Genomic DNA, 9,386 nt, shown 5'->3' on the forward strand with positions numbered 1-9,386 from the left:
TAATAAAAGGAGACACCATGAAAAAAATTATCACCTTTCTTATATTTTTGTTAGTAAACTATATCGTGATATACCACTTAGCACCTTATTTTCAGTTTGATAATCAGCCAATAATTATGTTCTTTATCGTATTATCCTTATTTTTAACTGGCATGTGGTTAGGTAAAAAGGTAAGAGATGATGAATGAACTTTAAAGAAAGCGGGGAAGCAAGTTGGACAGAATCCGATTTTCATTATTGTTTAATACACTGGTTATTATTGTTTCAATCATTTTAACGGGCATATTTATTTATAAAGGTTTTGACGTATATCTATGTTTAATCCCATTATCTTTGTTGTTGTGTGGCAGTATCAGTTTGATTGTAGATATAAAGAACAACAAGAAGTAATGATAAGCACATTCGTACCCTATTCATCTTGATGTATGCAATCGGTCACTTTATCACGCGTAACTTTATACATTACCTTAAATTCAATGTGTTTTCTTTTTTTTAAATATACATTCAATGATGGTGAAAACTAAAATATTACCTATCAATAAAATGATTAAACTGATAATGTGTTCATCGAATATAAAATAAACGGCTAATGTTGCTGCAATCAAAAACCATATCAATTTCACCCATAATTCCATCGTAACCACCCTCTGAATTATTTATTATCCTTACACTCTATAGTGATATGTGTCATAGTTTATCTTCTAAATGATTGTAAAGAAATAAAAAAGCTGAATTTCAAAATTCACCTTTTTTATTGGTAATATTGTCGTATTCTTAACAAGTAACCAAATGTATTATATGCAAAAAGAAGTATGAGTATGATTAAGCCAAATGTTTGATTCACACCACTTAATATTGAAAATATGCCAAGTAAAAAAATACCAATCATGAGTAAACAAAGGTTAATATAATAGATTTTAAACATTGAAATTAAAGTTATATGCCGTTCACCTTCATCCATAGGTGCCAACATTTTCTCAGTATAATGTTTTTCTCCTAATTTAGGCAATCGTGGGTCGTATTTACGTATAAAAAAGCTATAAGGTATTGTCCCAATTGATACCGTTAAAAACGCAATAATTGGATATAGGATAAAATCATCACTGACGTTCGCAACAACATAAATCAGTAACACTAAAAATGCAATGAGATACGCTAGATAAATCACCAGTGATACATTCATAAATTTTAACGACGCCTTCGTTTCAATTGTGTCTGCAATGTCCTCTTCAATGTGTGCATCTAATTGATTTTTATACTTTAACGCTTTCTTTTGTAAAAATAGAATACAAACAATTAATCCTAAAAGACATAAAATCGCACCTATACCTATTGTCTGTATTACGGTGTGAGATTCGAGATGATATTCGGTAATGAACCGTAAACCATTGGTCTCACCTAATAAACCGCCAATGATACCGCCTATTACTCCACCAACGAGTAAATATAATAAATATCTTCCTATTTTCATAGGTCTTCCTCCTCAATGATAAAAATATGTTCAACTGGCTCTTTAAATACACGCGCAATGCTTACGGCTGTTTTGATAGATGGTGTAAATTCATTTCGTTCTATGAGTGAAATGGTTTGTCTGGAAACGCCTGCTTTTTTGGCTAATTGCGTTTGATTGTACCCATCCCGCGCACGTAATTCTTTAAGTCGATTTCGCATGCTGATCAACTCCTCAACCATAATATATACTGTCATTGTCATTTTGACAACTATATTAGTCAAAACGTGCTTACAAAAGCGCCATCATCTAAGTGATGACAGCGTATATCATGGTTTAAAATGTTACATCAATCCTTTTAACATGCCATACCAATACAGTTTCGGTAAAATATCTTTTTTCAACACATACATACTGCGTCGTGGTTTGGCTTGGTTAAAAGGCATTGTTTCCTTCAGTTCATGATTGTAATCAAATTCTGCTAATATAAGTTGATTATACCCTGTTACGATTGGACAAGATGTGTAACCATCATAATGATGTGTTAACATATTACCTTTCATCGCTTGAAGCAAATTGGCTGCGACAACGGGAGCTTGTTTTCGAATAGCCGCACCCGTTTTAGATGTTGGCGCATTAGATGCATCACCTAACGCAAAGACATTGTTAAATTGGGTATGTTGTAATGTCGATGGATTAACATCGATCCAACCCGCTTCATCCGTTAATCCACTTTCTTTCACAAAGTCTAACGGCCCCATTGGTGGCGTCACATGTAACATATCAAAATGGCGTGTATGACGCGCACCCGTCTTTATATTTTCGAAAGTTGCACGCTTTTCCTCTCCATTAACTTCAACCAAGTTCGATTGATATTCTACATGGATATCACGTTTCTCAACTATATCTTCAAGTACGTTTGAATATGTTTCAACATCAAATAAGACATCTTTTGACGTTTCAAAATACACGTTAGTCTCGGGTCTCACACCATGTTTTCTAAAATAATCTTCAGCTAAAAACATTATTTTCATTGGTGCTCCACCACATTTTATAGGTGTATTGGGGTGCGTAAATATAGCCGTACCACCTTTAAATTGAGAAATTTGACGCCACGTTTCGTTAACATATTGGGGCGCATAATTGGAACACACCCCATGTTTACCTATGGTTTCTGGTAATCCTTTAACGTAAGACCACTTCAATTGTAGTCCAGGACAGACGACTAAATTCGTATACGTGATGCTTTCATCATTTTGTAAATACACCATGTTATCATGCGGTGCGAGGTGTTTCACGGCTTTTTGTAGCCAGTTCGCTCCTTGAGGGATGACCGTGCCCATCGGTTTACGCGTTGATTCTAATTTAGACACACCCGCTCCCACTAACGTCCATAGCGGTTGATAATAATGATGGCTTGCTGGATCAATAATCGCAATTTTTCCTTTTAAACTTGGGTCTTGTCTGAGAATCTTAGATGTGACCATAATTCCTGCCGTTCCCCCACCGATTACAACGACTTCATAATGTTGGTTCATCATTTCACATCCTTATATAATTAATATCAATTAATATTAATCTTTTACCCTATTTAGAAATGAATGACACGTTAGAAGTCGGGTATATCTTGAATATCAAATGTGAAACTAGGAGGCTACGTAATGAATCATTGGGATGAAAAGTATCAAGAGGAACATTATATTTATGGTAAAGAAGCAAATGCCTATGTTAAATCAATTTTTAAAGATACTACCGATCTACCCAAAAAAATCGTATTATTTGCGGAAGGCGAAGGACGTAACGCGGTATATCTCGCAAAACTTGGTTATGACGTCACTACGTATGATACGTCTAACGTCGGTATTGAAAAACAACGCCGATTAGCGGCAGAACAACACGTTTACGTTGATGCTTTATACGGCGATATCACCGAAGCAAACGTCATACCTCATGATACATTTGACTATAGTATGAATATCTTTGGCCATGTCCCTAGTAAAGGAAAGCAAATGATGTTTCATAACCTTGTAAACGCGCTTGTTTCAGGTGGACATAGTTATTTTGAATTTTACGCAAAAAAACAACTTCAAATGGGCACAGGTGGCCCTAAAGATGTAGACATGTTATATGATGAGGCTGAAGTGCGCGCAATTTTAGCGCAATTACCTGTACGCATACATTTCTTGGTAGAGCGCAAAGTCATCCGTCATGAAGGTACAAAACATAAAGGCGCAGGCATCGTCATTCAAGGTCATATTGAAAAAGCGTAGCACGCCTTGTGCTACGCTTTTTCATCTTCACTCAATGATTTAAATACCCTCATCACACGTTCGCGGCTTGCTTTGTGATCAACGATGACATCTGGATAATCTTCCCCAATTTTGATGTGGTACGTTTCATTTAATACTTCTCGATACGCTGATGGATGATGAACATATTGGGCCGGAACGTCGTCAAATAATGGAAATTCTGATTTGACAAAATAGCCCTGTGCATCAAAACGTTCACTTTGACGTATTGGGTTAAACATTCTGAAATACGGTACTGCATCCGTTCCTGTCGATGCAGACCATTGCCAATCATGAACGTTCGATGCATTGTCATAATCTATGAGCTGTTCTCGAAAATAAGCTTCTCCCCATGTCCAATTAATCAAAAGATGTTTTGTTAAAAATTGAGAAACCACCATACGCAATCGGTTGTGCATGCAACCAGTGCGACGTAACTTCTTCATCGCAGCATCCACTATAGGATAACCTGTTTCACCATTTTTCCACGCTTCAAAAGTAGCTTCATGTTTCGACCATGACAAGTCCCGATATTTTTCATTGAATGATTGGTGGGCAGTGTGTGGATATGCCACCATTAATACGTAATAAAATTCTCTAAATATGAGTTCTCGCATATACGCTTCATATTGCGAAGGTGACGTTTCATAACCTTCTAATAAATCACTTAACACTTCATGAATATCCATCAAGCCATACGCTAAAGACCGACTCATACCACTTACATAAGGTTGTGTGAGATCATGGGTCAATTCCTTATATTGCGTGATATCCTCAAGTAGAAAATCTTCCCACTTAGCGCGTACCGTTGCTTCAACATCACACGCGTCATTAAATGTAAGATTTAATTGATTGTCACCTTTTTGAACGATAGAACTCAGTGTTTCTAATGTATAATTTGGTGTACGAATATGCGTTATTTTAGACCGATTTGCTTTATAAAAATGCGTAAATACTTTATATGGCTCACCTTGTTTATTAGTCGTTTGTCGGGGGTTAAAATAATGATTTGCTCGCAAACCAATGACATCAATATGATAATTTTGAAATGCACGTTGAATATGTGGAAAATCATACCGCTCATGGTGATAACTCATCGTATCACTCGCTAACAAAACATGTGTTAAACCGAGGGATTTTGATAAATCTCCGAGCGCTTCATATGTTACAATATGTGGCTCAATATCGTATTGTTTTAATTGATTTAAAAACCCTTTTACTACATTCATATAGTCATGATATTTAATTTCTGAGGCATCAGTCATCGCTTCGATCGGCACGATAAAATGAATCGCATCATAATGATGATGATGTTCACTCACATATTGAAATAAAGGATTCGCTTGCATGCGAAACACACGATTTAAAATCACACCTAACTTCATAGCACTCCTCCTTAGATGATACCAACGTTGCGCTTATGCTTTGTTTAAAAGATAATTCCCAGTCGCGAGATACGAAGCAAAGGCACACCAAGCGACATATGGAAACAACAACACGCCCGCCACTTTATGTTTTTTGAAAAACTGCACAGTCGTCACAATCACCGCACCCAATAATAAAAAGCTGTTTATTACCGCTATACCTCGCCATTTAAATTTAAAATAGATGATAGCCCATGCATAATTGAAAGCCAATTGTGTCATATACATTATAGACATGAAACGTGAGGGCTTCTTATTGGACACGCACGCATGTGCGATTCCCATAGAAGTATACAGTACCGACCATACAATCGGAAAGACATATCCTGGCGGTGAATACGGTGGCGTTTTGGTTTCTTTATAATCGTCGCGCGCATGACGTACAATCACTCTGCCAACAACTTGGCCACCTAGTAAAGGGCCTATGGCTCTTACAAATTGTTCAAACTTCATACGTTTTGACATAATCTTCTTCCTTTCATCATAAACATTTCCTAGGAAATACACCCCATTATGACGTTTTCATCGCATGACTTTCACGTACTAAGCGCGCTTCTAATCCATAGGAAAATTTCAATTTCAGTTTAAAGGCATTCATGACGGCTTTATGCACTTTCGCTTGCGTAAATTTATAGAACCACCATGGTAATGTAGGTTGGTACTCTTGAAGGGCGATAATACAATCGTCAGAGTCAGGTAACCTTCTAAATTCCAAACGTGCATTCCCACCGTCATCCGCTAACGCAAAATCGCCTCCAACAATATGAAACATCACTTTATCTGCATGAGATACATGTTTATCTTTCTTTAAACGCAACAACGTCTTATTTAGAAACGGCACTTGAATGGTAAATAAATCATCTTCCAGACGACTGTGAACAAGATAAAACGTAATCGTGTTTAAAAATTCTGCATAGGTTGTTGCGAGCGCATTCATGTCTACAGTTTGTGGTAATGATACCCTTGAAATGGCGCGCACATCTTTTATTTTCAGCTGACCTGACTGTGATTTTTTTGATTTCGTTTTATGAGCATCTTGTTCCTCATCTAATGCTTTACGGACACTTTCCTTAAAATCAATGGTACCGATTGAAATGCCTTCAACAGTATTGTCATCACTGCGTTTCATATCATGGATAAGACTATCCATTAATGGATACACCATTTCTTTCGGCACACCTGAAATGAGTTTCACCCAAAATTTACTTAACCAAATCGGAATGATAGGTAAATCAAACATTGGCAAGCGCTTGTCTAAGACTTCTGCGGTTTGACTAAACAAATCTTTATACGTCATATGTGAAGGGCCACCGATATCAATCGCCTCATTAGTTTGAGGCTGACGTTTCACAAGGGCTTTTAAACCGTGAATCACGTCATCGATTGCAACAGGTAATGTGGTATGATATGCCCACTTCGGTAAAAGCAACCCTGGTAAACGTTCCACCAACGTTTTCAAAATTGGATACGAACTGCCTTTTGAACCAATAATAAGGCCAGCTCGCAACGTACTTACAGGCACACCATAGGCGCCTAAAATACGCTCACATTCAAGACGACTTCTTAAATGTGGTGATAATTGATCATCTTCTGGAATTAAACCACTCATATAAACGATATGTTTCACACCATTCGTACGTGCTGCTTGCGCAAAATTATCCACTAACAATGCATCCATATCTTCAAAACTTGCTTGTGTCAGTTTGGCAGAAGGCATCATCGAATGTACTAAATAAATCGCAACATCGACATCTTCCATCACTTCAGTGATTTCTTCAATATCGAATAAATCTGCTGATTTCCAAGTCACATTCGCTTCATTTTCTTTATTCTCGATATGTCGTGAAATAGCTACAATTTCATAATCTTTTTTTAATTGTTTCATTAAATGGCCACCGATATACCCTGAGGCCCCAGTTAATAGCACTTTAGTCATTGCTTTCACCTACTTATATAGAGTAAAAAAAGTGAGTCGGACTGACGTCGTACTCACTTTAAATTTTTATAAATCTGTTTATATATATTATTCCGTACCCTTCAAATTAAAATACTAATCCTAGCATATACTAAAAAAGCCCAATGGACATTTTCTCCATTAAGCTTAACATCAAACCACTTTATTGCGCGTGTGGCGTATCAGTACTTTGCATCATACTTGCTGTACCACCATGGCCATATTCATTTGACGCATCGTTCCCTCTTGATGCCATGAGGACAAACGTATAAAATATCAGTCCGATTAATGCGATACCACCAATAAATCCAGTAATAATTAAAATACTTTCTGCAAATGGATTTGTGACAATACCAGTAGGCACTAACGCCACTAAGAATATAAGGAAATAAGCTATATAACTACTCATGTTAAATAAAATCGCAAGAAACATCGTGCGATCAACATCGTGTAAACGACGTGTCATCACTGTTAAATTCGGAATAAAAATCAATAAACCAAAAATATAACTTGCACGCTCTGCTGCAAACAATGTCAACAGCGTCATAATGACTGCATTGATCCATAATGGATGCCAAAATTCTTTACGCGTCGAACGTCCCTTAATATCAAACAGACGCGTCCAATATAACGTGTAACATGATAAAACAGTTTGTGGATGATTCATAATAACACTCCTCACTATATATAATTTTTTTATATATCTTATATATAGATTATCATGTCACGCAACCAGGTCATATTAAGGCTATATTAATTAAAATTAAATCAATCTAAGCGATTTAGAGTGATAGTGACTATAAAAAATCTCAATGAATGACGCATGCACTACATTGAGATTTGTTAATTTATTATTCAGTTGTAGTTGTAGGATTCAATAAACGATATGTCCCACCATCACCATACTTGTTTGGCTTTTCGTCACCTTTTGTGCACATCAATACGATTACATAAATTGTCAAGATGAACACGATAACTGTGAAAATGGCTAGAGCTGTAATGTAGGCCGTAACCATCGGTGTCACTTCGTTAGACATAATACTGAATGAACCTGTCGTTAAGTCTAGAATCGTCGCACCTAAACCGATGACATTAAGGATAACGGCTAATAACATCGTGCGATTCTTATCGTGTAGACGTCTTGCCATTACTGTTAATGTAGGAACAAAAATGATTAACGAGAAAATATCATCTACAACGTTGTGGGTAAATCGCGCTAATAAAAAGCTAATCACTAAATTGATCCAAAATGGATGCCAAAATTCTTTACGTGTTGAACGTCCGTGATAATCAAATGCACGCGTCCAAAAAAGCTTATAACAAGATAATACATTTTGTGTTCGATTCATAGTTGCACCTCATTTATATAATATCTTTATTTTTCAAAATAATAACATAATTCCCCAAAAAACAATACTATAATGAGTCACTACATCTAGCATGTTTGATAAATATTATTTCGACTTCTAAAATGTAAATATAACAGATGTTTACGGAGTGATTGTTGATGAATGATAAAGTAAACCAACTGAAACAAATGATAGACCAATCTCATAAGATTGTATTTTTTACAGGTGCCGGTATTTCAGTCGCAAGTGGTATTCCTGACTTTCGTTCAATCGGAGGTATCAATGATGCCATTGCGCAAAACGGCTATACCCCAGAATATATTTTAAGTGCTGATTATTTAAGAGATGATCCTGCTGGATTTATCGATTTTTGTTACAAATATTTATTATTTGCGGATAAAAAACCGAATCGTGTACATCAATGGATTGCCGAGCTCGAAGCTGAAGGTCGTTCGCTTGGTGTGATTACACAAAATATTGATGGCCTTCATTCTGACGCAGGAAGTCAACGCGTTGATGAATTGCACGGCACGATGAATCGTTTTTATTGCACACGTTGTGATGCCACGTTTACGAAATCTTATGTTTTAGCACATCAACTGCGCCACTGCGACCAATGTGGTGGGCATATTCGACCAGATATTGTGTTATATGGTGAGATGTTAGACCAAGAAACGTTAATGCGTGCCATGTATAAAATTCATGATGCTGATACGTTGATTGTGCTTGGGTCATCACTCGTGGTTCAACCTGCTGCTGGATTTGTATCTCAATTTAATCACGGCAACTTGATTATCATTAATCGCGAACCCACACCCTATGACCATTTGGCAGACCTTGTCATTCATGAAGATATGGTCAAAGTGATTGATGCTTTAACTAATAGAAAATGAAAGAGTAGAGAAAGAATAAAAGTATTCT

At 36.5% G+C, this 9,386-nt stretch carries 11 protein-coding genes; 2 read left to right on the forward strand and 9 right to left on the reverse strand.

Going from position 1 to position 9,386, the window contains the following annotated elements; all coding sequences use genetic code 11:
• Positions 1 to 473: 473 nt before the first annotated feature.
• The 4 genes from GJE18_RS11515 to GJE18_RS11530 all read right to left on the reverse strand — a co-directional run bounded on the left by GJE18_RS11515 (position 474) and on the right by GJE18_RS11530 (position 2,988).
• Positions 474 to 635: a hypothetical protein gene (locus GJE18_RS11515; RefSeq protein WP_157951750.1), complete on the reverse strand. Its 162-nt coding sequence runs from the start codon at positions 633 to 635 to the stop codon at positions 474 to 476.
• Positions 636 to 751: 116 nt separating this feature from the next.
• Positions 752 to 1,471, reverse strand: a complete 720-nt coding sequence (locus tag GJE18_RS11520; RefSeq protein WP_107368527.1) for a DUF3169 family protein — start codon at positions 1,469 to 1,471, stop codon at positions 752 to 754.
• A complete protein-coding gene (locus GJE18_RS11525) occupies positions 1,468 to 1,671 on the reverse strand; it encodes a helix-turn-helix transcriptional regulator (RefSeq protein ID WP_037565645.1) in 204 nt (67 codons plus the stop codon). Before GJE18_RS11525 ends, GJE18_RS11520 begins: the two co-directional genes overlap by 4 nt.
• Positions 1,672 to 1,794: 123 nt before the next feature.
• Entirely contained in the window at positions 1,795 to 2,988 is a 1,194-nt protein-coding gene (locus GJE18_RS11530) for an NAD(P)/FAD-dependent oxidoreductase (RefSeq protein WP_107368526.1), read from the reverse strand.
• Positions 2,989 to 3,111: 123 nt separating this feature from the next.
• Here GJE18_RS11530 and GJE18_RS11535 point away from each other — a divergent pair, with 123 nt between their 5' ends.
• A complete protein-coding gene (locus GJE18_RS11535) occupies positions 3,112 to 3,720 on the forward strand; it encodes a class I SAM-dependent methyltransferase (RefSeq protein ID WP_107368525.1) in 609 nt (202 codons plus the stop codon).
• Positions 3,721 to 3,731: 11 nt separating this feature from the next.
• Here GJE18_RS11535 and GJE18_RS11540 read toward each other — a convergent pair whose 3' ends face one another.
• From GJE18_RS11540 to GJE18_RS11560, 5 genes are all read right to left on the reverse strand, one after another.
• Positions 3,732 to 5,123 carry a cryptochrome/photolyase family protein gene (locus GJE18_RS11540; protein WP_165886163.1) on the reverse strand — a complete coding sequence of 464 codons (1,392 nt, stop codon included), beginning with the start codon at positions 5,121 to 5,123 and terminating at the stop codon, positions 3,732 to 3,734.
• Between the two features lie 33 nt (positions 5,124 to 5,156).
• Entirely contained in the window at positions 5,157 to 5,627 is a 471-nt protein-coding gene (locus GJE18_RS11545) for a TspO/MBR family protein (protein ID WP_107368523.1), read from the reverse strand.
• Between the two features lie 46 nt (positions 5,628 to 5,673).
• On the reverse strand, positions 5,674 to 7,098 hold the full coding sequence (locus tag GJE18_RS11550; RefSeq protein WP_107368522.1) for an NAD(P)H-binding protein: 1,425 nt from the start codon (positions 7,096 to 7,098) through the stop codon (positions 5,674 to 5,676).
• 181 nt (positions 7,099 to 7,279) lie between these two features.
• Positions 7,280 to 7,783, reverse strand: a complete 504-nt coding sequence (locus GJE18_RS11555; protein WP_060552068.1) for a DUF805 domain-containing protein — start codon at positions 7,781 to 7,783, stop codon at positions 7,280 to 7,282.
• 184 nt (positions 7,784 to 7,967) lie between these two features.
• Positions 7,968 to 8,465 (reverse strand): DUF805 domain-containing protein, encoded by a 498-nt coding sequence (locus GJE18_RS11560; RefSeq protein ID WP_107368521.1) that lies wholly within the window; start codon positions 8,463 to 8,465, stop codon positions 7,968 to 7,970.
• 158 nt (positions 8,466 to 8,623) lie between these two features.
• On the opposite strand from GJE18_RS11560, the gene GJE18_RS11565 reads away from it, so the two are divergent.
• On the forward strand, positions 8,624 to 9,358 hold the full coding sequence (locus GJE18_RS11565) for an NAD-dependent protein deacylase (RefSeq protein ID WP_107368520.1): 735 nt from the start codon (positions 8,624 to 8,626) through the stop codon (positions 9,356 to 9,358).
• Positions 9,359 to 9,386 lie beyond the last annotated feature (28 nt).

Origin of the sequence: Staphylococcus agnetis, from assembly GCF_011466855.1 — a bacterium.
GTDB lineage: Bacteria > Bacillota > Bacilli > Staphylococcales > Staphylococcaceae > Staphylococcus > Staphylococcus agnetis.

Coding starts and splice junctions, on each gene's coding strand:
- GJE18_RS11515 (WP_157951750.1), bottom strand. CDS start 635: ATGGAATTATGGGTGAAATTGATATGGTTTTTGATTGCAGCAACATTA.
- GJE18_RS11520 (WP_107368527.1), bottom strand. CDS start 1,471: ATGAAAATAGGAAGATATTTATTATATTTACTCGTTGGTGGAGTAATA.
- GJE18_RS11525 (WP_037565645.1), bottom strand. CDS start 1,671: ATGCGAAATCGACTTAAAGAATTACGTGCGCGGGATGGGTACAATCAA.
- GJE18_RS11530 (WP_107368526.1), bottom strand. CDS start 2,988: ATGAACCAACATTATGAAGTCGTTGTAATCGGTGGGGGAACGGCAGGA.
- GJE18_RS11535 (WP_107368525.1), top strand. CDS start 3,112: ATGAATCATTGGGATGAAAAGTATCAAGAGGAACATTATATTTATGGT.
- GJE18_RS11540 (WP_165886163.1), bottom strand. CDS start 5,123: ATGAAGTTAGGTGTGATTTTAAATCGTGTGTTTCGCATGCAAGCGAAT.
- GJE18_RS11545 (WP_107368523.1), bottom strand. CDS start 5,627: ATGTCAAAACGTATGAAGTTTGAACAATTTGTAAGAGCCATAGGCCCT.
- GJE18_RS11550 (WP_107368522.1), bottom strand. CDS start 7,098: ATGACTAAAGTGCTATTAACTGGGGCCTCAGGGTATATCGGTGGCCAT.
- GJE18_RS11555 (WP_060552068.1), bottom strand. CDS start 7,783: ATGAATCATCCACAAACTGTTTTATCATGTTACACGTTATATTGGACG.
- GJE18_RS11560 (WP_107368521.1), bottom strand. CDS start 8,465: ATGAATCGAACACAAAATGTATTATCTTGTTATAAGCTTTTTTGGACG.
- GJE18_RS11565 (WP_107368520.1), top strand. CDS start 8,624: ATGAATGATAAAGTAAACCAACTGAAACAAATGATAGACCAATCTCAT.